This window comes from Paenibacillus sp. Cedars, assembly GCF_003184205.1.
GTDB lineage: Bacteria > Bacillota > Bacilli > Paenibacillales > Paenibacillaceae > Paenibacillus_AQ > Paenibacillus_AQ glucanolyticus.
The window spans coordinates 1,471,315-1,493,989 of record NZ_CP020866.1 but is presented as its reverse complement, the minus strand read 5'-3'; the positions used below and the strand labels follow the sequence as shown (position 1 = coordinate 1,493,989).

At 46.4% G+C, this 22,675-nt stretch carries 24 protein-coding genes; 3 read left to right on the top strand and 21 right to left on the bottom strand.

All coding sequences use genetic code 11. The features are described 5' to 3' along the window. Positions 1–38 precede the first annotated feature (38 nt). Together B9D94_RS08580 and B9D94_RS08575 are read left to right on the top strand one after the other, a co-directional pair. On the top strand, positions 39–1,523 hold the full coding sequence (locus tag B9D94_RS08580; protein WP_148246827.1) for an endonuclease/exonuclease/phosphatase family protein: 1,485 nt from the start codon (positions 39–41) through the stop codon (positions 1,521–1,523). 216 nt (positions 1,524–1,739) lie between these two features. After that, the gene (locus B9D94_RS08575; protein ID WP_172963924.1) at positions 1,740–3,308 is read left to right on the top strand and encodes an acetamidase/formamidase family protein; all 1,569 of its coding nucleotides are present in this window, start codon (positions 1,740–1,742) and stop codon (positions 3,306–3,308) included. Positions 3,309–3,396: 88 nt separating this feature from the next. On the opposite strand, the gene B9D94_RS08570 is transcribed toward B9D94_RS08575, so the two are convergent. Both B9D94_RS08570 and B9D94_RS08565 read right to left on the bottom strand, forming a co-directional pair. Then, positions 3,397–3,870, bottom strand: coding sequence for a DinB family protein (locus tag B9D94_RS08570; RefSeq protein ID WP_148246826.1), 474 nt, complete (start codon positions 3,868–3,870; stop codon positions 3,397–3,399). 41 nt (positions 3,871–3,911) lie between these two features. Further along, positions 3,912–4,589 (bottom strand): class I SAM-dependent methyltransferase, encoded by a 678-nt coding sequence (locus B9D94_RS08565; RefSeq protein ID WP_063480149.1) that lies wholly within the window; start codon positions 4,587–4,589, stop codon positions 3,912–3,914. A 412-nt stretch (positions 4,590–5,001) separates the two neighbouring features. On the opposite strand from B9D94_RS08565, the gene B9D94_RS08560 reads away from it, so the two are divergent. After that, a complete protein-coding gene (locus tag B9D94_RS08560; RefSeq protein WP_253806122.1) occupies positions 5,002–6,030 on the top strand; it encodes an S-layer homology domain-containing protein in 1,029 nt (342 codons plus the stop codon). A gap of 138 nt (positions 6,031–6,168) precedes the next feature. On the opposite strand, the gene B9D94_RS08555 is transcribed toward B9D94_RS08560, so the two are convergent. From B9D94_RS08555 to B9D94_RS08465, 19 genes are all read right to left on the bottom strand, one after another. Further along, the gene (locus tag B9D94_RS08555; RefSeq protein WP_148246824.1) at positions 6,169–6,612 is read right to left on the bottom strand and encodes a GNAT family N-acetyltransferase; all 444 of its coding nucleotides are present in this window, start codon (positions 6,610–6,612) and stop codon (positions 6,169–6,171) included. 1 nt (position 6,613) lies between these two features. After that, the gene (locus B9D94_RS08550; protein WP_172963923.1) at positions 6,614–7,519 is read right to left on the bottom strand and encodes a GNAT family N-acetyltransferase; all 906 of its coding nucleotides are present in this window, start codon (positions 7,517–7,519) and stop codon (positions 6,614–6,616) included. A gap of 94 nt (positions 7,520–7,613) precedes the next feature. After that, positions 7,614–8,072, bottom strand: a complete 459-nt coding sequence (locus B9D94_RS08545) for a hypothetical protein (protein ID WP_148246822.1) — start codon at positions 8,070–8,072, stop codon at positions 7,614–7,616. 208 nt (positions 8,073–8,280) lie between these two features. Continuing rightward, positions 8,281–8,514, bottom strand: a complete 234-nt coding sequence (locus tag B9D94_RS30925; RefSeq protein ID WP_006211589.1) for a hypothetical protein — start codon at positions 8,512–8,514, stop codon at positions 8,281–8,283. 231 nt (positions 8,515–8,745) lie between these two features. Then, entirely contained in the window at positions 8,746–9,435 is a 690-nt protein-coding gene (locus tag B9D94_RS08535) for a stalk domain-containing protein (RefSeq protein ID WP_148246821.1), read from the bottom strand. 91 nt (positions 9,436–9,526) lie between these two features. Then, positions 9,527–10,735, bottom strand: coding sequence for a WD40 repeat domain-containing protein (locus tag B9D94_RS08530; protein ID WP_148246820.1), 1,209 nt, complete (start codon positions 10,733–10,735; stop codon positions 9,527–9,529). A 176-nt stretch (positions 10,736–10,911) separates the two neighbouring features. Then, positions 10,912–12,450 carry a sensor histidine kinase gene (locus B9D94_RS08525; protein ID WP_148246819.1) on the bottom strand — a complete coding sequence of 513 codons (1,539 nt, stop codon included), beginning with the start codon at positions 12,448–12,450 and terminating at the stop codon, positions 10,912–10,914. Next, positions 12,447–13,142, bottom strand: a complete 696-nt coding sequence (locus B9D94_RS08520) for a response regulator transcription factor (protein ID WP_006211593.1) — start codon at positions 13,140–13,142, stop codon at positions 12,447–12,449. Before B9D94_RS08520 ends, B9D94_RS08525 begins: the two co-directional genes overlap by 4 nt. Positions 13,143–13,368: 226 nt before the next feature. Further along, positions 13,369–14,259 carry a class I SAM-dependent methyltransferase gene (locus tag B9D94_RS08515; protein WP_148248742.1) on the bottom strand — a complete coding sequence of 297 codons (891 nt, stop codon included), beginning with the start codon at positions 14,257–14,259 and terminating at the stop codon, positions 13,369–13,371. A 47-nt stretch (positions 14,260–14,306) separates the two neighbouring features. Continuing rightward, complete coding sequence (locus B9D94_RS08510) at positions 14,307–14,828, bottom strand: GrpB family protein (protein ID WP_063480157.1); 522 nt, start codon at positions 14,826–14,828, stop codon at positions 14,307–14,309. 36 nt (positions 14,829–14,864) lie between these two features. Next, entirely contained in the window at positions 14,865–15,317 is a 453-nt protein-coding gene (locus tag B9D94_RS08505) for a GNAT family N-acetyltransferase (protein ID WP_253806121.1), read from the bottom strand. A gap of 199 nt (positions 15,318–15,516) precedes the next feature. Next, the gene (locus B9D94_RS08500; RefSeq protein ID WP_148246818.1) at positions 15,517–16,257 is read right to left on the bottom strand and encodes an SDR family NAD(P)-dependent oxidoreductase; all 741 of its coding nucleotides are present in this window, start codon (positions 16,255–16,257) and stop codon (positions 15,517–15,519) included. A gap of 235 nt (positions 16,258–16,492) precedes the next feature. Continuing rightward, positions 16,493–16,936, bottom strand: a complete 444-nt coding sequence (locus B9D94_RS08495; protein ID WP_063480161.1) for a GNAT family N-acetyltransferase — start codon at positions 16,934–16,936, stop codon at positions 16,493–16,495. A gap of 185 nt (positions 16,937–17,121) precedes the next feature. After that, positions 17,122–17,952 (bottom strand): class I SAM-dependent methyltransferase, encoded by an 831-nt coding sequence (locus tag B9D94_RS08490; protein WP_006211597.1) that lies wholly within the window; start codon positions 17,950–17,952, stop codon positions 17,122–17,124. Positions 17,953–18,013: 61 nt separating this feature from the next. Further along, positions 18,014–18,787, bottom strand: a complete 774-nt coding sequence (locus B9D94_RS08485) for a Nif3-like dinuclear metal center hexameric protein (RefSeq protein ID WP_253806120.1) — start codon at positions 18,785–18,787, stop codon at positions 18,014–18,016. Positions 18,788–18,805: 18 nt separating this feature from the next. Next, positions 18,806–19,087 carry a hypothetical protein gene (locus B9D94_RS08480; protein ID WP_148246816.1) on the bottom strand — a complete coding sequence of 94 codons (282 nt, stop codon included), beginning with the start codon at positions 19,085–19,087 and terminating at the stop codon, positions 18,806–18,808. Between the two features lie 114 nt (positions 19,088–19,201). Beyond that, positions 19,202–19,756: an NUDIX hydrolase gene (locus tag B9D94_RS08475; protein ID WP_148246815.1), complete on the bottom strand. Its 555-nt coding sequence runs from the start codon at positions 19,754–19,756 to the stop codon at positions 19,202–19,204. Positions 19,757–20,081: 325 nt separating this feature from the next. Beyond that, positions 20,082–20,885 (bottom strand): glutamate racemase, encoded by an 804-nt coding sequence (gene murI, locus B9D94_RS08470; protein ID WP_148246814.1) that lies wholly within the window; start codon positions 20,883–20,885, stop codon positions 20,082–20,084. Positions 20,886–21,100: 215 nt separating this feature from the next. Continuing rightward, on the bottom strand, positions 21,101–22,651 hold the full coding sequence (locus B9D94_RS08465) for an SAM-dependent methyltransferase (RefSeq protein WP_063480166.1): 1,551 nt from the start codon (positions 22,649–22,651) through the stop codon (positions 21,101–21,103). Positions 22,652–22,675 lie beyond the last annotated feature (24 nt).

Sequence of the window (22,675 nt, the reverse complement as noted above, 5' to 3'; positions counted from 1 at the left end):
GATTTACGAGTCTCGCACATGACAAAGGAGGAACCCTTATGAGAATCCCCAAAATCACCAGCCTGTTCATGATGCTTACATTTCTGACAACAACGTCTCTCTCCGCTGCCAGTGCGCCGGCAGGCACAGCTGAAACTTCATCAGGTCCACTGCGGATCATGAGTTTTAACCTGCGCTATGCTGCGAATGATGATCAGCCATGGGAGAACCGGCGACCGGTGATGAGGAACTTGATATTAGAGAATCAACCGGATGTCATCGGAACTCAGGAAGGCCTTCACCGCCAAATCGTTGATTTGGAGAACGACCTCCCGGGATATGGCCGAATCGGAGTTGGCCGCGAAGGCGGGGAGTTCGGAGAATATATGGCTGTTTTTTATAAAATGGATCGGCTTAAGCCTTTGGAGCAGTCGCACTTTTGGCTGTCGGACACCCCGCAGATCATCAGCTCTGCAAGCTGGGGAAATCAGATCCCGCGCATGGTAACCTGGGTCCGCTTCCAGGACCTGAGGAACGGCAAAACCTTTTATATGGTAAACACGCATCTGGATCATCAATCCGAGGTTTCCCGGCAGAAGAGCGCAGCGCTCATTATCGATAAAATGAAGGGCTTTGCACCAGATATCCCCGTGGTTATGACGGGCGATTTCAATACCGTTCCGGGAAGCGATACGTATTCTATTTTTACAAGCAATGGGCTGTCGGATGGACACATCACCGCCAAGAAGCATACTAACGATGACCTGGGGACCTTCCATAATTACAAGGACCCTACGGGTGGCGGCAGCGGTAACCGGATTGACTGGATTCTGCATAGCACGGGATGGAATGTCCTGCACAGCGAGATTATTAACTACAATGAGGAGGGGCAATACCCAAGCGACCATTATCCGATCATGATCACGGGCACGCTGCAGAAGACCAACAAAACCACGGAGGAAACAGTACCCAAGCTCCCTTTGACCACCGCCCTGCACATCACGGAAGTCGTGGCTAACTCCAGCGATCAAGGCAATTACAATTATGTGGAGATTTACAATCCCCATGACCGGGAGATCGATCTGGAAGGGTACCAAATCTACTATTATTACGACCCTGCTCTTCCATTCGACAAATCGAAGTCCAACCGCTGGACGATTGCAAAGGACCGATACAGCACGGACACCATCATTCGTCCCAACGAAACCAAGGTCATCTGGATCAAGAAGCAGCCTTGCTGTTATGACCTGAGCAGGAAGCAGTTCCTTGCCAAGTATAACGCGAATGAGAACGACCTCTCGCCTTCTCAGCTGCTTGCCGTCTTCACGCCGGGCAACAATCAGGGATTGAACGGCACCTCCACCAGTGGACGCTCGTTAGGTATTTCATCCCCTTCGGGTACGCATCTCGTCGGAGTGCAATTCAATAACGGGCAGCTGGATGCCGGCGTCAACGAATCGATCACCTACCTGAAGCCTCTGCCGCTTACCAGCATCATGCAGAAAAAGGAGACTCACCAAGCCCCTTCGCCTGGTCAGCCTTAAAATGATTATGAAGATCACTCAAACCTTCCATGAACCTTCCGTATCACAAGGGGTATGGAAGGTTTTCTTAGGTAATTCAACTTATACCATTTAGTTCTATGTAATTAATTCATCCTATTTATGTTATAATATATTACATAAATATTGTTAATTCTCATAATTCCGATGTATAATGCTGCTAGATTGATATTATACATACGAGTTAGGGGAGATAATATGCCATTGATGAGAACAACAACGCGTAGATCACTAACTGTTGCTTTATGCTGCCTCACTTTGTTGACAGCTGTACCCGCACATGCCGCAGGGAATACGTCGTTTCCTATCCTGCAATCCGTTAGCAAAGATCAGATCAAAGCGGATTATTACGTTCCCAGTTCCCTGGAGAACATCAGCTGGGGGTTTCTGCCGAATCGGGACAGCAAATCCATCCTGACTGTCTCCTCCGGCAGCACCATCACTTTTGATACATTATCCCATGAGGGAATTCTCGAAGACCAAGGACGGGATCCGGAGAAGTATTTTGCTTCATTCGGTATCCAGCCGGATCAGGTGCTTAATGATGCTAAAGCGATTGCCGCATCTGATCTTCCGCATGATTTTGACGCAGATGGTCCGCATGTGGTAACGGGGCCCATCGACATTCAGGGGGCTGAGCCTGGTGACGTATTGAAGGTTGAAGTGCTGTCTCTTACTCCCCGAGTTCCCTATGGCGTCATTTCCAATCGGCATTACAAGGGCGCACTTCCCGGTGAATATCCAGAGAATGAGGGGCGCAAGGAAGGAGCAAACGCGTCGAATCCCGAGTTATATCAAAATATATCCAAATTTACACCGGTAGAAGAAATCAACGGCAAGCTCTATGGCGTGCTTCCCATTGAAAAGGGCGGCCAGGTGCGCTTTCCCCTTAAACCTTTCATGGGCCTTATGGGCGTGGCGCCAGATACCAGCGAAAAAGTAAGCAGTGTCCCGCCGATCGAAACGGGAGGGAATATCGATATCAACGAGCTCGGTGTCGGCTCGACCCTGTATCTGCCGATCCAGGTTAAAGGCGGACTCTTCTATACCGGAGACCCTCACTTTGCACAAGGAGACGGCGAAGTCGCATTGACTGCGATGGAGGCCTCCCTTCGCGGTACCTTCCGATTAACTGTGCTAAAGCCGGGAGATCCCTCCCTTCCGCGAGCCGAGCTCAAGCAGCCTTTTGCCGAAACCGAGGATTACTGGATTCCCGTCGGTCTTGACGCAGATCTGGATGAGGCCATGAAGGAAGCGGTACGTGAAGCGCTTGGTTTCCTGAATGAGAAGCTTGGAATGGATCGCGCAACAGCCTATGCTTACATGAGTGCCGCCACGGACTACGAAGTCTCCCAGGTTGTGGACAAAACGAAGGGAATACATGCCCTCATCCATAAGAGGCATTTCATCAACAATCTCAAGCTCTCCATCGCCATCCATGGTTCCACCCTGCCTTCCTCCATCATTAATGACGAGTTCTACGTTCCCCTTCGCTCGGTGGCTGAGGGTTTGGGATATGAAGTGAAGTGGGACCCTAAGAAATATGCCGCCCTTGCTTCAGCCGACGGCAAGACTGTGACGGTCCCGATCGGGCAGGCTATCTTTGAAATGGACGGCAAGGCGGTCTACAACAGCGATGCCGCAATGATGAAGGACGGCGTCACCCTGATTCCGATCCGGAGTATTCCCGTTCTATTTGGAGCCCATGTGAACTGGACCACCAGCGGGAATGAGCTGAAGGCCAGCGTAACCCCTGCGCTGGATTGATCTCATTTTTTCTTAGTTGAATATTTCTCAATTCAAAAAGTCCCCCTAAACAGCTGGACATACACACCAGCTAAGGGGGACTTTCATACTAAATCGATGTGGATTTATATTGGGCCTCTAAACACTGTTTGGCGATATAAAAAATTTGACCCATATGCTCCGAATAATGCGTGGCGCATTGATGCAGAATATCCAGATTCGTTCTCTCCGTCCCCCTTACCGATTGAACCTGTTCAAAATCGTCATTCGACATGGAGCTTACTGTGTCTATAAGGAACTGGAACCGGTTCTTCACGATTTGGATCAAATCATCCCGGCTTACAAACGTCTGGGTCAATTCTTCCTCCCGGTTCCGCATAACGTCTTGATGCAGAATCCCCTTCGTTACTCGCTCCTTCATATTACCATCGATATGCCTGATCAGCGTAGATATGCTTAAACTTGAAGGTCTTGGCCTCCAATTGACTTGCTCATCGTTCAACTGCACCAGCGCTTTGAGCGTACGGCTGCGGATGTTGTCGAACTTCGTAATCAGCCATTGTCGGTTGAAATCATGATCCATATCCAATCACTCCTTATCAGGTATGATAAAAGATCTTTGTTTCATGCCTTCGTTGCCTTCCATATATATTTGAGCTCACGGACCCCCAGCCGCCCATCGATTTGATTCTCCCGTATCTTGGCTTCAAGCTCACCCTTTCGTTCCGGCAAGGTGAAATCGGGATTACCAGGCGTATCCGACAAATTTAATGCAAATTCAACCCCACTAGGGAAGTAAGTTACCGCTTCATTAAATTCTTCGATCGTTACATCAACGTAGCCATTCTCGGACAATCGTCTTCTCACGTCAGTCACATCAGTATGTATGCCGAAGATGGTTCCGCCAGAACACAGAATTCGCGGATGCTCCAGGATGGAGGTTGGACCCCGCCGATCATATATGAAATCAAACTGGCCATCATGAAAAGGCAGCTCCGCCTTCGTGGTGGCATACACAAATTCAACATTACCGATTCCGCTGGATTCCAGTAGGGATTGGGATATTCGAATCATCTCCGCGGAGTTGTCAAAACCTGTGATTTGCTCTGCATGTCTGGACATCTTGAGCGTGAATTCACCATGTCCGCAGCCTGCATCCAGCACCGAACGAAATGTTGGCAGCATCTCTACCAATCGCTCCTCGTACACGTCCTCAGCCGACCTTCCGACCACCGTGTATTTCGCTCTTCCTTGGTATCCACCGTTCCGGCGTGCGATCATGTCGTACCAATCTATTCCCATGCGTTCCCTCCTCCGTCATCAGATGCAATCCTATTTAAAGATAGCAGAATCCTGTTGTTATATGAATAAACAGAAATACTCACTTGATCTAATGACTTAAAATATTACCATTTTGAATGATAAAGTCAACGGCCACTCTTCTATTAAAAATCCCTGAATAGGTCTTTCGTAATAAAAAACAATTGATATTGTCATAATTTGTCGTCTACAATAGTGGAATATAAAACCAATACATAGAGACATACAGGAGGCAATCATGTTGTTAAAAAGGTGGCGCCGATTATTCGCTTTAACTCTTATTCTATCACTATGCATAACGTCTATGGCAAGTGCAGCGGAACCCAGCACATCCAAATATGCCTGGGCCGAGAAATCCGTTGATTTTCTTAGGTCTCAAGGGGTATTTGAGAATATGGAGTATCGAACCCAAACATTAGGCAAGATGGTGACCAAGACCGATCTTACACTTATGGTTCATCGGCTGTTTCCCGAATTCCGGGTTCCCAGCGACAAGAAAGTCAACATTCCGGGCGTGCCCAATGGACACTCGTCCTATCCCATTTTCAAGGATGTTTACGGCAGCATGTCTAGCGGGCTAATTGAAGCAGCCGACAAAATAAATTATCACAATGAAACATTCACTTACCAGCCGGAGAAAGTGTTAACACGCTGGGACCTGTTGATTACGCTGAATGCGCTCTTTAAAGATATCGGTTACGCACTGGTACTACCGGAGGGTGAAGATATTGCCAGACTTCGTTCGTTTAAGGATATCCCCAAAAGATATTTCAATTCCTACAACCAATATGAAAAATGGAAGTATGCTTATCAGCCGTTAGCGCCTGAAATTGGGTTGCTGCAAGACAAAAAATGGGGGCCTTCGCTAGCTTCGGACCTTGATTACGTCAAAGCCTATGCCCTGCTCGGTTTTGCCGAGGCTAGCATCATGAAGCCCGACGCAAAAGGATATTTTCGTCCAAATCAAAAGGTGACCTTAGCCGAAACCTCGGTCATTCTGCATCGCATATACAACTACTATGAAGGCGCCAGCTATATTAAGGCACCGTCGCAGGACGATCTCATTCCGAACGGAACAAAAGTCTACATGTATGCAGGATCGCGATCGGGACACGGAGTAAGTCCGGTTTCTGATTTTGCTCTGATGAATCCCGATGGCGCCTCGGAGTTCTATCTCGCCATGAACGCTTCAGAGAAACTCGACTTGCAGATCAACATAAACGGGGAGCCTTCCTATTACACTTACGAACAATTGAGCAATCCTAAACAGCCTGTTCGAATATCCCTGAATGGCGCACACTATGCAGAATTCTTTCCAATCATTCGGAGCAAGGGTCAAAAAGCCACCAACGATAATAATAGCATTGAAGTTCAGTATTATTATGCCGATACCTTACAGGACTTCACCAAATTATTGGAATAAGAGCCCCATCTATTAGCTCAATACAAAGGGAGTGCAGCTGTTGTATACAGCTAACACTCCCTTTCCTATTAGAAAACAGCTGCAGCGATTCATTGTTTGCATCTTGGTACATCAGTCTCCCTCAGGTTACCTATCGAATTATAAATTAAGTTTGGCTACAGATTCTCCTGCAGACCACGGCATAACCCCGATCTCCTCAAAACCTGCTTTCACGTACAGCTGTCTTGCCTGTTCGTTCTTCGGGTCAAAACTCAGTATGAGGACATTCGTCCGATCAGGTTTGTTGCGGATTTCTTCAATTATGAACCGCAAAGCCTCTTTGCCGTACCCCTTCCATTGATGATGCCCATCTATCATGTATCGATAAATCCAGTAGTTTCCGTCATCCGAATCCAAGCCGTACATTGCAAAACCGACCATCGTCTGATCATTGTAAATAGCCATCGCCTCAAAATTCTCAAGGAATTGGAACTGGGCAATCGAATACAGATTGGAAGCAATAAAGCTTTCCTGCTCCGGTTTCGCTTTCAGTTTAATGCATTCCGTCCAATTCTCCTGGTTAACAGGTTGCAGTCTAATCATGTCATACTCCTTCTGACTTGCTCATTGGATTGGTTGTGCAGACCATGCTCGTCAATTCGTCTCCCGGCAAGAAACCCAGCTTCTGATACAATCCCTCCGCAGGATTCCCTGTAGTTACAAATAATCGCAGTACATAATAATGGTTATTTAATTCATGAATGGCTTTACGCAGCATATGCTTCGCTAGTCCCTTCCCCCTGTGGCCAGGTTTAATTGCAATTTCATAAATTAACGGAAGACCTTCCCATAGCGATACTAAACAAACACCTACGAATTCTTCGGTTTGCTCATCAACGATCATTGATGAAGCTTCCAATAGATCGGCAGTTGAATGATGCTCAAAATAATCAAGGATGTCCTGAGTAAAACACTGATGGTCCCTGCTATCTATATGATCATGATAGGAATCCAGTATAAGCCTTGTTATGTGCATCCGAACAGCAGGCGATGGTTGCAGACACTTATACGTCCTTGGAAGAAGCTGAATCGGTATATCCTCAGTAGGACGAATCATGCATTTCCTTGATTGCACAGGCTCGAAGCCTTCTGCTGCGAATGCAGCAATATGTTCAGGTAATACATTGTATGCATGTATTCTGTCAATCCCGCTTGTTCTCTCTATGATATATTCCTTCAAATAAGCGGCTATGGATTGAGAGAAATGGAATGGAGGGATTACAAACAGTGAGCCCAGTGCATTCTCCGATATGGATATCCCAGCCGTTATAGTGCCTTCTGACATGATCCAATAGCAGCCATCCGTATCCCGCATCATCTGCTGCAGGTGCAACCAACTCGGCCTGAACCAAACATTTTTCCGATAAGTCGCAAAGTACTTGGAATACATGATAGGATCAGCTTGAAGCAAAGAAAATACCCGATGAGTCTGCTGCACTGACTCTTCCATATATCCATATCCTTCCTTCATCAACCTGACGGCATGTTTCTACATCAGGCATTTTATAAGAAAATAATACGTATGTCCCCCTAAGGCACATCCTTTAAATAAGTGATCTCTCTTTGAATTCGAGGTACTCCCTCAATATTTCTTCGGATTCTCCCTGCTTCGTTAGGTATGAATAGAGCAGTCCGCTCAGACGATATTGATATACCTTTTTGTTGAAATCTGTATAAACCGTCACTGAAAAATTACCAAAATCCTCTGCCTGCTCCGTCATTTCGGGGTACTGGATCGAGCCCTGGGAAATAACTAATACAATCCCGTTTGAGAAGAAAATGCGACAATAGGGCGAGGTGAAATGATCGTTATAGGCTTCTATTCTATCAATCTGCCAAGAAGGTATAGCAGGTTCATCCGGGACATTCAGCGTTGCAGGAATATCCGATCGTTCAATGATGACCGTATTCGCATCCTCTCCTGTAAATAATACATACCATGTACTTCCCAGGACGAATATGCATAAGCTCAACGTGATCATGATAAATTTAACTGTTCTCATACTCCCTCACTCACCCACAAATTCCTTCTATAACACACCCATCCAAATAATACCATACAGATCCCGAGTTTATGTGGGATTAAACGGATTTAGATAAAGTCTTCCCGTCCCAAATGGCAGGTTATATAAACAGCTCCGCCTTTTATTTAGCACATATCGGATCACTTTATCATTTACTATAGTGATTCTACTATAGTGAAGAGGTGATTCATATGGCTTCTGTCAATGCTGTTCCCCAGCCGGATCTTGTATTAATCAACTGGTCAAGAAACCCTCTCGTTGTTGGCTCTCCTCGCAGAATTCTTGCTGCGCGCGTAATCGGCAGCTCTTCACCTTGCAGAGCAGATTTGACACCGAATGCGTTATTAAGCACAGCCTTGGCCTGCTTGCTGGATAATGATGTAGGATTCAAAATCGTATTCCGCAAAAGAACATCCAACATTAGCGGATACCTGTTATTGCAACGTGTTTGAAAACTCTATTTGAACTATTCGCTCCATGAAATCCCATCGTTTACCAGAATAGATTGCCCAGGAAATATCTCTGAGGACTTATTCTAGTACAATGAAAAAGCAAGCAGGATCCCGTACAGGATCCTGCTTGCTTCTTTGTATGAACCGCTGTTCAACCTTTTTCAATCTCTCATTCATATCTCTTCTATAGTCTCTATATATTACTTCACTTGAGCGACACTTACAGCCACCTTTTCCAGCTGTGCTTTGCTTAAGGAATGATCCGGTGAGCTGATCGTTACGAAGCGATCATGGAATTGGAATCCCAGCATAGCCGTATCATCCGGCGTATACCATTTAGCTTTGGTTCCGTTGGACAGTGTTACGGCTGTGCTGTCATACCCGTGAGAGTAGTCTCTTGGGGAGATATAGACCGTCATATGTTTAAATACCATATTGACTCCATCTTCCGATGCCCCTGTCTTTTGGTACACATCCCCTTGGATCATCTGATTAGGAGCATAGAGTGTTGTGAAACCATCGAATTTAGCGAATGCGCTTTTGATTTCTTTTAACTGGGCGTCGCTGTATTTCACTGTGGTGAGCTCGGACGTCTGTCCGTTTCCAGAATGGCTTCCGATCAGCACCTGGTTATTCTTCGCATCGTACTGAACAGGAACATTCAGCACGTCCGCAATCGCGCGAACAGGGAGATACGTAGTGTTTTTATAGGTGATAGGGGTCAGCTTCCCACCTGTGTTATAGGCTGCACCTTCGACTTTGATGCCAATGCCATGATTCAGGTAAGCCGAGATTTTCTCCAGGTTCGCTCCTGCATATACGCCGACTGCTCCCGTTAATGTCATACCTAATACGGCAACTGCCACCATTGATTTTCTTAGCTGTTTCATTCGCTTCATTCCTCTCGTAGTCTCACCGACATTTCAAACCGATGAGTAAATGGTTGATCGTTCATCCATAAAATGGTTATATGCGATATTTTTATTTAAAATCGATGACGTGAGTCGCAATTAAAGCTTCCTTATCCTCAATCGTAATCCCTAGTCTCTTTCCAGTAGGACTCCAATTCAGAGGATATAGTGGATGGGCTGCAGGATGAACCGAGGAATAATAGGGCGCCATCCAGCTTACCTTCCCGGAAGCCGTATTAAAAACATACACACCGTTCATTCCGCTCTCATTCTCAGAATAAACGTCGAAGGCTAATTTGGAGGAGTCCGGCGACCAGGATAAATAAGAGATCATATCGCCTTTTCCGATAAGCGTGCCTTGCAGACGACCAGCCGCGTCATAAATTAACAGCTCGCTGCCTTGTTCTCCGTCCGTTTTCGTGGCGGTAGAGACGGCGATGTATTCGCTGTCCGGCGATATTTCAAAGCTCCATACGTTTTCAATGAGTCTCACAGGCTTCGACTGTCCCGGTTCAACAACCTTAAGCACTTGGTTCACATCCGTATAATATATCCGGCCTTTACTAGCCCCAAATTGGTTATACGATTCAACATCCTCATCTTCGATTGAAATGGTCTCATATGAACCGTCCGTGGAAATAAGACGAATCTCCCCTTTGCCGCTCATGGAGCCTGCTGCAAGGACATAGGTATCGGAATTGAGCCACCCCCCCACCTCCATATAATTGTCACCCTTCACCAGTACACTTTTGCCTGTGCTCAAATCCTTCATATAATTGTCCGCCGTGTACTTATCCCTCCACTTCTGAATGAAACTGTATTTACCGTCCGGTGATGCATCTTCCTTGACGTAATGTTCACCTGGATGCTGTTCTTCATGATTCTTGATCTCGCGGCGCTCGCCTGTGCTTACATTCACGGCTTCCGTGGTATAAGCATACTTCGGTTCTTCCGTTTCGGTTGCTTCCTTCACCATTTTGGTGGTGGTAACCCGTACTTCATTCTCGGACAACCACGCCTCAATGTTCGATGATGGGATTCGATGGGTCTGATTCACAACCAATTCCCGACTCGTCCCCCCTGTTGATCCTTCCACTACCGTGAGCTTGCGCTCCTCCGAAGCATTGCTGCCAGCGTTTGAGACAGGTGGTTGAATATTAGGGCTGCCGCCCGGTTCCACAATCGTTAACCGATCCTGGGACTGGCAGGCAGACAGCGCAGCGGCGAGAACAACAACCGGCAATAATCGGGCACAATGCTTTCCTACTACATTTTTCATAACAGGTTCCTCCTACAAATGGTCCCTAAAGGGAGCTTCGGCAGCAGCACCATGTCTTAGCATGCCTCATGTTTCCCAGTTGATCTCAGTATAGAGTGCGAATATATCGATAACATATCGGGCTTGTAACGAACTTGTAAACATATGTGCTGCTATACAAAAAAAGGCCCAGACCCTTATTCCAAGTCTGGACTTTCTTCTGCTGATCTAATCTCCTCTGGACGCGGCCGATCCATCGGCAAGGTAATTATAAAGGTAGAGCCGCCCGGTCCCGTCTCCGTTAAATGTACAGAGCCGTGCTGTTTCTCGGCCAGGCTGCGTACCAGCGATAACCCCAGGCCAGTCCCCCCATAAACTCTGGATCGGTCACTGCTCACTGTATAAAACGGATCGAAGATCCGTTCTCTGGCATGATCCGGAATTCCGATTCCTGTATCGCTGACACGAATCACCATACGATCAACGCCTTGTTGATCCTGCACCTCGTTTGTCAACGTAACGGTTCCACCGGGCTTGTTATATTTAATTCCGTTATCCAGCAGGTTCAACATCATATGCATCAGATTATCCGCATCCGCCCATACCTTGCCATCCGTTAGATTGGATTCAATCGTAATGTTATTCTGCTCTGCCTTAGCCTGAAGACGAGCTGTCGCCTCCTCCAGGATCGGCTTCAGCTCTATGGATTCCGCATGGGTTTCGAATTCATAAATATCCATGGACGATAGCTGAAGCGCCTTCTCCACCAGGCCGTATAAACGCTGGGCCTCCTTGCGAATCCGAGTCCTCGCTTCTTCCAGAAGCTCAGGATCGTCACGATATAAATCAAGCAAATCTGCATAAGCAAGGATCGAAGTGAGCGGCGTCTTTAATTCATGGCTGATATTCCCGATAAACTGCTTCTGCTGTTGTTCCAGCTCTTGCAGCCGTTCAATCGCATCAAGCAGCTTCAACTTCTCCTCTGTGAGCTGGCTCACAGAGGAGGATATTCTCCCGCTCATCTCAAAAATACCTTGCGCCAGCTCACCAAGCTCATCCTTTCGCTTGACCGTCGGCTCGCTAAGATAGGCTCCCTCGCCGATTTGCTGTGCAGCCAAATTCAATCTGCTGATGACATGAACCTGGCGCCAGACATACAGATAACCGATCAGGAAGCCGGCAGCCAGTACTGACATGCCGGTTACGAGAAACAGCTTGCGGATTCGCTCATAGAAAGCATGCTGCTCCGCAAGCGAAGCATGGAATTGAATGGTTCCGATCTGCTCGTCCATATTGCGAAGCGGAGCAAGGTAGAGCAGTTGATCACCCTCGGTAATATAAGCCGAACGTCCTTCTGCCATGTGGGCAAGCGCATCCTTCACATCCATTTTGGGCTGGAATGGAAGCGAGGTCCCCGTGAATGTACCATCCAGCTTATACAAGGTGACAGCCATGCCGCTCTGCGATCCAAGATCCACTGCAAGCCGTTGACCCACGCTTTCCATAAAGGCATCCGGCTGCATTTCATTATTCGTATTCGTCAGAAACTCCTGATGAACCCGAAGATTGGCCGCTTCTGCTTCATGAGCGAAGGATTGCTCCAGGCGGACGCGCTGGTCCTCTCGTATGCCCGCAAGAACCAATGTGCTCAGAACAACGAGCACTGAGATCAGCAGCAAGGCAAGAAGCAGTGCGACCTTCCACTTCAAGCCGAAACGCACCTTTCTTAGACTCATGCTGGACTCTCCGTGCTTTTGTATCCGATGCCATACACGGTCTGAATCACGTCATGCAGATCTCCGAGTTTCTTACGCAGTCTCTGAACGTGGATATCTACCGTACGTGTCCCGCCTGCAAAGTCCATATCCCATACCTGCTCCAGCAAAGCCTCCCTGGAGTATACCCGCTCCGGGTTTCGTGCCAGGAGAGCTATAAGATCAAACTCCTTCGGAGTCAGCTCCAGCAGCTTGCCTTCGGCATGCACGGTACGGTTTAACAGGTTAATGACAAGCCCCGAAATTCGGATTTCATTCTGTGGCGAGGCTGGCTGCTGAACATTCTCAACTGTTCGGCTTCTTCGTGACAACGCCTTCACTCGGGCAATGATCTCCCGCATATCAAAGGGTTTGGTCATATAATCGTCCGCGCCGAGCTCCAATCCCAGCACTTTATCAACGATATCGTCCTTTACGGTCAATAACAGGATGGCCGGACGCTGCCGGTTCTCAAGCTTTCGGCAAACATCATATCCGCTAAGCCTTGGCATCATCACATCCAGCACCATCACGTCGGGATGGAACGATTCCACTCGTTCAAGCGCTTCTTGCCCATCCCCTGCCGTCTCAACCGTGTATCCTTCTCTTCGCAGCGCATAAGCCACAGCGCTTGATATACTGACTTCATCATCTACTACAAGTACCTTGGTCATCGCATTCACGACTCCTTTACCTGGCCGATTACGACAATTGTTAGTTCAATGATGGTAACGTATCCGGCATCATATTTCAACAAGCGGGCAGCCGTTTCATTACAATTGTAACCATGAATTATTTTTGGAATCATTTTGTCCTAGAACTGGCTTGATGTCATCCAAGTTTGCTGCGGGTTATGGTTGACTCTAAAATGTCGTGCTACTCCAATACGCATAGGACTCCTTAAGAAGTTGAATTTGTTCTAACCATGCCAAAAGAAATCTTCATATTCGGTGCATAAGTTAAATACGAATTCTCATCAAACTCCTGAAATAATCTGAGCTCTGCCGCGTATTGCGCCTGTGCTTCCTCCTCGGTTAAACCTCTCCGCATCAACTGCTTCACAATGGTTGCGGGATCATCCGGTTCTTGTCCGATCCCCTCTTCTCTTAGCGATTGGAATAGCTGTTCTTTGGCGGAAACGTCCATGTTTCGATGTAAAAAATTCACTTTATCGCTCACTCTGCACTCGACGTTTCGCAGCCCGAGCTGGCTCAGAAGTATCGGGAGTTTGATGCCGATGTTTCCGTCTTTACCACTGTCGTTTGCACCCGCTTCGTACAGCTTCTGCAATATCCCTAGACTTACAACCTCCGAATGCTGTAATTCATCGAAGCCATAATTAGCTGCATTGGCGATCCAATGTGGTTCAAAACAAACAACAAGGCCACCGTCTTGTACGCTGTCGATCATCTTTTGAAGGATGGTCTGTGGACGATTCATATGCAGCAGAAAAGCATGACAGAGTGCGATGTCATATTCACGCTCTGCTACGATGTGCTCAATATCTCCTTGAATGAATGCAGTCGAATAAGGAAGCTTCCCAAAAACATCTCTGGCTTCCTTCAGCAAATCATTACCTTTATCGATGCCCGTGTAAGTTGAGCCTGCAGGTAACAGTGGCAGCAGTTTAAGTCCAAGATATCCATAACCACATCCGTAATCAACGATATTCACGGCGCGGTTTATCTTCCACACCGTCGTAACAAGAAACTCGAGGTAGTCATCATTGTAATATAACCCTCTCGTATTTCTGAGGTATTCAATCCTCGAATCCCACTCATATTCGGCCAACTCTCTCACTCCCTTTTTAAACTCACATGCCCCTCATCTTCTACAAGCTAAAACAGCTCCATATCCCTTCGAGCCTGTTCGATCACGCCACGGATGAAATCTGCCTTACCGTTGGTGTAGGCCACCCGATCGTGCCGGAATTGCATTTCGAGATTTTTTTTCAGCATATAGTATTGATCCCTTGTCTTCGAATGTTTCTTCAGGTACTCCCTGAACAGAATCTGATCGTGCCACTGCGAGCCTTGATACTTGTAGATATGTAAATGATGTGTACCCGCTCTCCATGGACCTCTTCGAAAGAACAAGCGCTCCGGGAACTCCGGTTTGAAAACATATTCATATCCGCTCTCGGCCAGACGCTTTATATAGTGATCGTTTACCTGCGATAATTCAAAAACACCGGCCATCATATCGATGGTCGGCTTTGATCCCAAGCCCTCGATGGACGTGCTCCCAATATGTTCGATGTGAACATCGAGTCCTTCCAGAGCAGACATGATTTTTAATTTTTCCCGTTCATACGCTTGACTCCATACCGGATCGTACGCTGCGACAACGACCTCTTCCATGCTCCTATTCCTCCGATAATTGATATATCATCTACTTCAATCGAGTTTTAAATTATATCCTGTCTTCACATCTTTTCTAAAGCCTAGGCTTTGATAGAACTGATGAACTTCTTCCCCTGGCTGCCCTGTCAGCAGCATCATTTTGTAGCAATTTCTTTGCTGTGAGATCTCAATGGCTTTATTCAGAAGCTTCCGTCCAAGCCCTCGCCTTCTATAATCCTTATGTGTGACCACATTCTCAATCAAGGCATACGGCCTTGCATTACGAGTTAAATTCTTCAATATATTCAGTACACGCGTTGCTACCAGCTCCCCGTCCAGCTCAACCACAAGAATGTTAATATAATCATCCTGCATCATTTCATCCCATAATCCAGCCAAATGTTCATTATGCTCCAATTCGGGATCTTGTTCATGCAAATGTCTGTACAATTGCAGCAAATTAGGCAGTTCATGTCTTTCGATTATGCGAACGGAGACTTCGGACATTCTTTTCACCTCTACCCGTTTTTTTGATAACTTATCAATTTGTTTAAACATCATTCATCTTGGTCAGCACTTCTAATTGTTAAGTTACTGCTGCTATCCAAATCAGATCATCCACTCGATGCTCATCACCATATATCCCTCCTATGAATGACTAGTTTCTCTATTCGAGAAACCCTATATATACTGTTTCACCTTCGCCTTAAACCTCGTTATAATTCACAATCTGGCCAGGTTCAAACTCTTTGTCGATGATATGCAGCAGATGCAACCCGATTTCCTCCGTAGACAACAGCTGTCCAGACTCGTGCGCTTGCGCGAAAACATGGGCCATGTCAAATTCGGACTCATTTTTGCTTCTGGCCAATCTCTGCATATCGGTTTCCACCATTCCGGGATTAACCGCAATTATCTCTACCGGGTGCTGTCGGTTCCGTTGCTCGGCTCCAACACTCTGCGTAAACATATTCATACCGGCTTTCGCCGTACAATACACACTCATGGTGGGTGCTGGATAAACACCTGATCCTGACGAGATATTGATGATTTTCTTCCTAATGGAAAGCCCCTCCGTTTTCTTGATAAACGAGGAAGTTAAGATCATTGGCGCGATCAGACTGATCTGCAGGTTCATCTGAATATCCTTCGGTTCGCACAAGTCAATGCTCTTCAACGGTTCCAGCATCGACGCATTATTAATGAGACATATCATATCCGCATGGGCTGGGTCAATCAACTCAAATAGCCTGTCCATTACATTCTCAAGACCCAAAGTATCATTCAGATCGTATGCAATGTGTCTATAATTGGCAGAGCTGCTTAGCCGATCCGATGTTCCCCTCGCTATGCCATACACGACATTCCCGTTGTCGACAAGCATACAAGCCAGTTGCTCGCCTATTCCTTTCGATGTCCCTGTGATGATGAACTGACTTCCGCTCATGTGAACCTCCATGATCCTAAAATGATTGCTTCAGAAGATATTCTTCTACTTCTTCGCCGCGAATATTGGCAAATCCCCTGTCTTCATCCCAGATGATGAAAAAGTCGCCATTATGGCGACTTAAGATGTCAGTACCTTCTTTTTTGTTCCTAAAGAATCACCAACCGTTACGCTTCTGTTGGGATACCGACAATTCCAGCTTTCTAATGTTAGGTGGCTTATCTCACAGACTAGATCAAAACTGGAGTTCATGTGTGACCAAGCCATTATTGCTAATCTCTCGAAAACCTAAACGCTTATAGAATTCACTCGCTTGGGGATTATCTGTTTTTAATACAAGTTTACTATAATGGCTGCTTGCCATATGAATGACAGCTTCAACCAGTCTTCGCCCTACGCCATGTCCACGGAATTCCTTCAACACATAGAGCCTTCGAACCCTGCCAATGTTCGCCTCAGCATAAGGATCTCTGTTCAATCCGCATATCCCGATCAATCTATGATCCATTCGACATGCGAACAACGCCTCAGACTCTTGATCAAACCTGTTCGTTCCTGTTATGTATTCTCGGAGTAAACGATTGATGTGTCTATGTCCTTCCTCCGTACTTTCCCTCAAAATCTCGGTAAGGTCTGCTGCATTCAGGTCAGCCACTTCGTGTACGATTAGGTTTGTCATGTTTTCATGGTTCTCCCCTTCTCAATGTATGATCATGTAGGTATCCCACGAAACCGGTACATTGAAATCCACTTATTTCCTCACCCGATCAACAGACATGATCTCTAATATCTCCTAGTAACTTAAAAAAAGTCTTCGGATCCGTATCTTCATATTCCTCCTAAAGTTCTCTCATTCAAGAACCTCTATATGCTCGGATGCTCTGTTCTTTTCCGCCCAATATACAACAAATGAGATGAAACCCCCAGGATGCTTGGATTCTCAGCTTCTTGGTATATCATCTTCATAACCTCATGGAATTCGTCTTCCCCACGAGAACGCCAATAATCAAACTGCTCCGGCTTGAGCGCCCCCGCTATGCTTGATGACGCAATCAACTTGATGCTTTCGAATCCATGCGATTCCATGAACGGCTTGATATCCTCGATATTGTAATAATACGCTCCGGTAAACCTTCCTTCATCGCTATGATTAAAGACTCCCGTCTTCATAAACTCCTTAATGCTGCTTACATGATCATGAGGCTTCCAATGTTCAGGGTACATTAACGAAGTCATTAAATGCCGGATTCTCGTCATGAAAGCCACGAATACGTAACCGCCGGATCGAGTAACCCTGTACAATTCCTGTACTGCCGTATCCCTATCTTCCCTCGACTGCAAATGATACAACGGTCCCATCATTAACGAGGCATCGAATAATTCGTCATGAAATATACTCAAATCCTTGGCATCTGCACTGTGAAAGCCTTTAAACTGTTTTTCTAAATTCAATTCTTTTGCCTTTGCAACCGAAATGTCTACCAGTCTTGGCGTAAGATCCGTTAAGGTAACATCGAAACCATTCTTCGCCAGCTCCATCGAATATTTCCCAGGACCAGCTCCATTATCCAGCACATGGCCTTTCTTAGGTAACATAGCCAAAATATGGTGCAGATTAACGATAAATTCAACAGGCTCCCTATCCAACCGTCCCCATTCATCAAACGTATTATAATAATCGATTACTTTGTTCAACGATCATCATCTCCTATTTTCCATTCAGCCACTGGATGGAACGTGTTTAATAGACATCATTTTAAGTATGTACAACCTCAATATGCTCCTCGGTAAGCTGTATAACTTCAATGTCCCGGAACCTTTCCTGAAGTTTCTGCGCCAATGAACGCACACCGAAAATTTCGGTGAAGGTATGACTGCCCACGATGATATTCAATCCGATAAACCTGGCGTATTGAACGGTATAGAGCGTTTTTTCACCGGTAATGTAAACGTCACAGTTATGGCTCAAAGCCTCTCTCAATTGATTGGTGCCGTTGCCTGCCCCCGTTACCATGCCGATTCTCTGAATCGCTTTTTCGCTGTTCTTCTGATAGAACACGTTCTCACCTAGCACAGAGGACATGGTTTCTACGAGCTTTTCCATCGTGGTCGGGGACTTGAGCTGCCCAATGCCTACCGAACTGTCACCCTCCACATGACGGGATGGTTGAACAATACGCTCTACCCCAAGCTCAAGCAGTAACGAATTGCAGGTTCCAAACTCAGCATAGTCCAGAGGGAGGTGAACATAAAAATGGGCGATGCCATGTTCCCTCAGTAACTCCAGGCAGCGTTCTTTCATTCCATACACAAAACTCCACGCATCATGATGCGTGATGATCAGATCAACCTTATGTACAGCGGCTTGTTGGACGATCTCTGGCGTTATGTTTGTTGCATAGCCGATTCTTTTATAGGAACCCGATGAAAATTGATGAAAGCCATACTCGTCATCTTCTTCAAAATCATCCAGCAACGATCCAAAAATCTCCTGAATATAAGACTTGAAAAGCAATGTGTCCAACTGCATTCCCTCCCTCATTCAAACTTAAGACTCTGCAATTATGGGAATAAGCACCGTAATCAAGAAGGTTACGATCAAATATGAAATCGAAAATATGTGATATGCGGATTTTTTTCTAAGTAGAATAAGCCCAAATATGACCACAATCAAGGGAAGTCCAAGTAAAAAATGCACGATGTATTTTAGAGTCATGCTTGCAGCCAACGTATTCATGTACGTTATGATGCCAATCGGCACCCAGATCGCTGCAAGCAGCAATCCAAATGATACGGGAACGAAACTGTTTTTCAGTAATGTATACCTCATGTTTATATCTCCATGAATTTATTTTCGATCCAGATTCAATTTAATCGGCCCTGTAACATATCACCAACTAATTATTCAGCTCATGATTTGTTCAGCTTCAGTTAGATGGTCCTCTTACCGATAAATCGGACCGTGTGATGTATGTAGGTACTTCTCAAATAACGAGGCTCGCTGTTTCTCATTCGTTTCAACCAATTCACTAATCACAGTCGATACATGTTTCCATAATTTACTATCTTTATATATGCAATGATGTTCGTAACAATTCGGATCATGCAAGATCGTTTCGAGTGATGCCGGAATATTGGCAGCGATTCCAACATTCCCTTTGGACAAAATCCATTCCGTGAACTTCCAATCCAATATCCCCTCGTCCGTTTTAATCGGAGTAACATAGCTGTAATCCTCAGGTATGTCCGCGACATAAAGGTACATCCCACCCGGATTTTTGCCATCTGCTGTCCAAGTGATAAGACCTTTGAATGTTAAGTTGCATTCCTGAATCTGAGTCTCCTCATACAGCTCACGAATCATCGATTCCCTGGGCGTTTCATTGCCCTCCAGCTTGCCCCCTACTCCATTCCAGCACCCCATCCATGGCGCGTAATCCCGATTTAATAGTAAAATCTCATGACCACGTCGAACAAAACAAATATTATATTTTATCATAGATTGCTGTCTCCCGTTCTAATATGCTGCAAATGCATCTTAAACTTCTGTTCTTCTCTCGCTCGGCTTCTGTTCGTCTTCATCTGCCGCCTCAAGAAAACGAATATCCGGTTGCTGAGGTCATCGTCTGGGCTCATTATCCTTCATCTCTTGGAATCGGACGTTTAGCTCATCCAGTGAACGCTGCATACGATCCATTCTAACTCCCTCCATACGACACAACCCGGCCTTAAGAATAAAGCTTATCCTAGGTCGGGTCATGGGTAGTCAGTCATATTTTATTCGTTGTTTTGGTCAATAGCCACTGAGGACGCTGCGAGCGGGTTCAATTCCTCTCTGGATATCCCTGTTGCCTATTCTCTATTTCCCTGTATATGCTCAGTGCTTTCTCCATCTTCTCTGCGTACTCCATCGATTGGCTCGAATTTAATAGCCTGACATCCTGCGTACCGCTGGAGCTGAGCAGATCATTCGCACGCAAGACTTGGATCAGCCTGTTCACGGTTCCTGTACTGCCGTCTATAATTTGGATGTGTTCAGGCAACAGATCCGATAAGATCTTCTTGTAAAAAGGGTAGTGGGTGCAGCCCAGCACCACGGTCCCATACTCGTTCAGATCGAAGCCGTCAAGCTTCTCGGTAAAGTAAGCATTCATGATTTTTTGGTCAAAATTCAAAGCTTCGCAGTATTCCACCAGCTCTGGCAGAGGCAAGGAGTCCACGATATGCATGCTATCAACTCGTCTGACCAGATCCCGATACTTCGATTCCCTTAGTGTTAATGGGGTGGCAAACACCAGGATTCGCTTGCCGCTGGACCGATTGATTTCTACAGCTGGTTTTACGGCAGGCTCCATACCAATAATCGGAATAGGATAAGTCCTCCTAAGCTCGGATATCGCCATGCTTGTAGCCGTGTTGCACGCAATCACAATGGCCTTGACTTCTTCCTGCATAATGGTTTTTATGGCATCATGTATGTAGGATTTGACGTCCTCCTTGGCTTTGGTACCGTAAGGAACGTGCAGGGTATCGGCAAAAAATAAAAAGTCCTCCTGCGGCAGCTCCCTCATCGCCGCTGACAACACGGTTAATCCGCCTAACCCTGAATCAAAAAAAGCTATTCTCATTGTTTTCACCTATCATTGTATTATTTCTGTGAGTATTATTTCTGTCAGCATCATTTTGTTATCCATGCCTTATTCATTATACTCCACTACTTCAATCTTCGCAGATGCTATCTGTACTAATTGATCTGCCAGCTCAGACTGGTTTACGCAGCACAACCCGGCTGCGAAATTCTCTGGGCCGGGTCGAGTGTGCTATTTCTATTCTTTTCCTGAATTTACTCAAAGCATTTCAACAAAGCTAATGCCTCTTCATGATCCGGCTCCAGAACGAGCGCCTGGCGCGTGTATTCCAGTGCCTCTTCGTCGAGTTCAAGCTCGTAACAGCAGATTGCGAGACAATATAAAACCGTGGGCACAGGTTCATCTTCATCCGTTTCAACGGATTCTTTCAGGAAGAACATCGCATCCTCGTACATATCCATCTCAAAGAGCACCAGCCCCGCATCCAGAGCCAGGTCATAACGCTGCTCCATCACGTAGTACGATGACCACATGATGTATATGCCCTTACGGATATCCAGCATTTCTTCATCATTGGCTTCCGGCAGCAGATTCGAGATGCGCTTGGCGCTCTGGATGAAGAACTCTGCGTCATAACCACCCAAACGCCAAAAGGACAAAATCTGCTGAATCCCCATGCTTTCAATATTCCGATCGATCCATTCCTTCAAGAGGAAGAACTCATCAGGTCCGAAGCGTTCGATAAACTGGCGGTAAGCCAGCCGAGTATTAGCATATGTCGTTGGCTCTTCCAGCATGAGTATGCAGCCGATGTTAATATTTTTATAATGCTGGGTGGGGAATATCGCCTCCGCGCCTCTTTGCTCGAACACATGCTGCAAGGCATGATAGTTCGTTGTTAACGAGAAGCTGCCATGGTAAATCAATTGCGGCGGTTCTGCAAATTTCCAGTTCTCGAGGCGATGATCTCCCTTATCTGCCGTAAGGAGCAGAAACCCTGACGTTGACAACTGATTCAGTCGCTCCAGGCAGTTCAACCCCACCTCCGGAAACAGGATATGGGAATCCTCCAGCTCTTGCTGGTAATGGGCAATCACATCGCGATACGGATAGGTTTCCTCTTCATATTTGGGTGCCCGCCGGTGCTCGAAAGCCAGCTTCATTCGCTCCAGCGCTTCAGACGGCTTAAGCTTCTCATACTGCTCCGGAAAGTCGATGACAACATCGCTCTCAAAAATCTTCCCTTCCCCCACGTAAATCAGCTCTTGCGGAATGCCGTCAAAGAAATAGTTAGCAATAATCAGCAGCGGCTGCTTCAGGTCCCCGGGTCGGATCGTTGTCTTCGATACCACCAAATTCAATTCCTTGTCATGCACGGCATCAAACCTTGCGAAATCCAGCAGTCCCTGCTCGATATAAGTCTGCATCGCAGGATGTTGGTTCCAAGCGGAGACATTTTTCTGCGGCAGATCGGTCATGACATAACGAAAAGGGGGCAGCGCAATTCCTGCATAATCTCTCAGCTCGCACAGCTTATGCAGGATATGGTATCCGAGCCGCCCCGCTCCGGCCCCTAGCTCCAAAATGGTAACGGGCTCGGTCATATCCCCTTGATTGGCCCGGTCCCGAAGGAATCCGAATATAACTTCGGCGTAAGCCGTTGCAATCATGGGGTTGCTCGTAATATACTGCGGGACCTGGTCATTATTCCAGGCTTTCATCCCCAGCTCTTCATAATAAGTCCGTTGTAAATCCCAGATGGGCGCTTCGCTGAAACGGAAGCGTTGTTGAGTATTGTCTGTCATTCTATATAACCCTGCTCTCTCTAG

What these genes read in the sequence shown, in the direction of transcription:
- B9D94_RS08580 (WP_148246827.1), top strand. Translation starts at nt 39, where the DNA reads ATGAGAATCCCCAAAATCACCAGCCTGTTCATGATGCTTACATTTCTG.
- B9D94_RS08575 (WP_172963924.1), top strand. Translation starts at nt 1,740, where the DNA reads ATGCCATTGATGAGAACAACAACGCGTAGATCACTAACTGTTGCTTTA.
- B9D94_RS08570 (WP_148246826.1), bottom strand. Translation starts at nt 3,870, where the DNA reads ATGGATCATGATTTCAACCGACAATGGCTGATTACGAAGTTCGACAAC.
- B9D94_RS08565 (WP_063480149.1), bottom strand. Translation starts at nt 4,589, where the DNA reads ATGGGAATAGATTGGTACGACATGATCGCACGCCGGAACGGTGGATAC.
- B9D94_RS08560 (WP_253806122.1), top strand. Translation starts at nt 5,002, where the DNA reads ATGGAGTATCGAACCCAAACATTAGGCAAGATGGTGACCAAGACCGAT.
- B9D94_RS08555 (WP_148246824.1), bottom strand. Translation starts at nt 6,612, where the DNA reads ATGATTAGACTGCAACCTGTTAACCAGGAGAATTGGACGGAATGCATT.
- B9D94_RS08550 (WP_172963923.1), bottom strand. Translation starts at nt 7,519, where the DNA reads ATGGAAGAGTCAGTGCAGCAGACTCATCGGGTATTTTCTTTGCTTCAA.
- B9D94_RS08545 (WP_148246822.1), bottom strand. Translation starts at nt 8,072, where the DNA reads ATGAGAACAGTTAAATTTATCATGATCACGTTGAGCTTATGCATATTC.
- B9D94_RS30925 (WP_006211589.1), bottom strand. Translation starts at nt 8,514, where the DNA reads ATGTTGGATGTTCTTTTGCGGAATACGATTTTGAATCCTACATCATTA.
- B9D94_RS08535 (WP_148246821.1), bottom strand. Translation starts at nt 9,435, where the DNA reads ATGAAACAGCTAAGAAAATCAATGGTGGCAGTTGCCGTATTAGGTATG.
- B9D94_RS08530 (WP_148246820.1), bottom strand. Translation starts at nt 10,735, where the DNA reads ATGAAAAATGTAGTAGGAAAGCATTGTGCCCGATTATTGCCGGTTGTT.
- B9D94_RS08525 (WP_148246819.1), bottom strand. Translation starts at nt 12,450, where the DNA reads ATGAGTCTAAGAAAGGTGCGTTTCGGCTTGAAGTGGAAGGTCGCACTG.
- B9D94_RS08520 (WP_006211593.1), bottom strand. Translation starts at nt 13,142, where the DNA reads ATGACCAAGGTACTTGTAGTAGATGATGAAGTCAGTATATCAAGCGCT.
- B9D94_RS08510 (WP_063480157.1), bottom strand. Translation starts at nt 14,828, where the DNA reads ATGGAAGAGGTCGTTGTCGCAGCGTACGATCCGGTATGGAGTCAAGCG.
- B9D94_RS08505 (WP_253806121.1), bottom strand. Translation starts at nt 15,317, where the DNA reads ATGTCCGAAGTCTCCGTTCGCATAATCGAAAGACATGAACTGCCTAAT.
- B9D94_RS08500 (WP_148246818.1), bottom strand. Translation starts at nt 16,257, where the DNA reads ATGAGCGGAAGTCAGTTCATCATCACAGGGACATCGAAAGGAATAGGC.
- B9D94_RS08495 (WP_063480161.1), bottom strand. Translation starts at nt 16,936, where the DNA reads ATGACAAACCTAATCGTACACGAAGTGGCTGACCTGAATGCAGCAGAC.
- B9D94_RS08485 (WP_253806120.1), bottom strand. Translation starts at nt 18,787, where the DNA reads ATGCAGTTGGACACATTGCTTTTCAAGTCTTATATTCAGGAGATTTTT.
- B9D94_RS08480 (WP_148246816.1), bottom strand. Translation starts at nt 19,087, where the DNA reads ATGAGGTATACATTACTGAAAAACAGTTTCGTTCCCGTATCATTTGGA.
- B9D94_RS08475 (WP_148246815.1), bottom strand. Translation starts at nt 19,756, where the DNA reads ATGATAAAATATAATATTTGTTTTGTTCGACGTGGTCATGAGATTTTA.
- murI (WP_148246814.1), bottom strand. Translation starts at nt 20,885, where the DNA reads ATGAGAATAGCTTTTTTTGATTCAGGGTTAGGCGGATTAACCGTGTTG.
- B9D94_RS08465 (WP_063480166.1), bottom strand. Translation starts at nt 22,651, where the DNA reads ATGACAGACAATACTCAACAACGCTTCCGTTTCAGCGAAGCGCCCATC.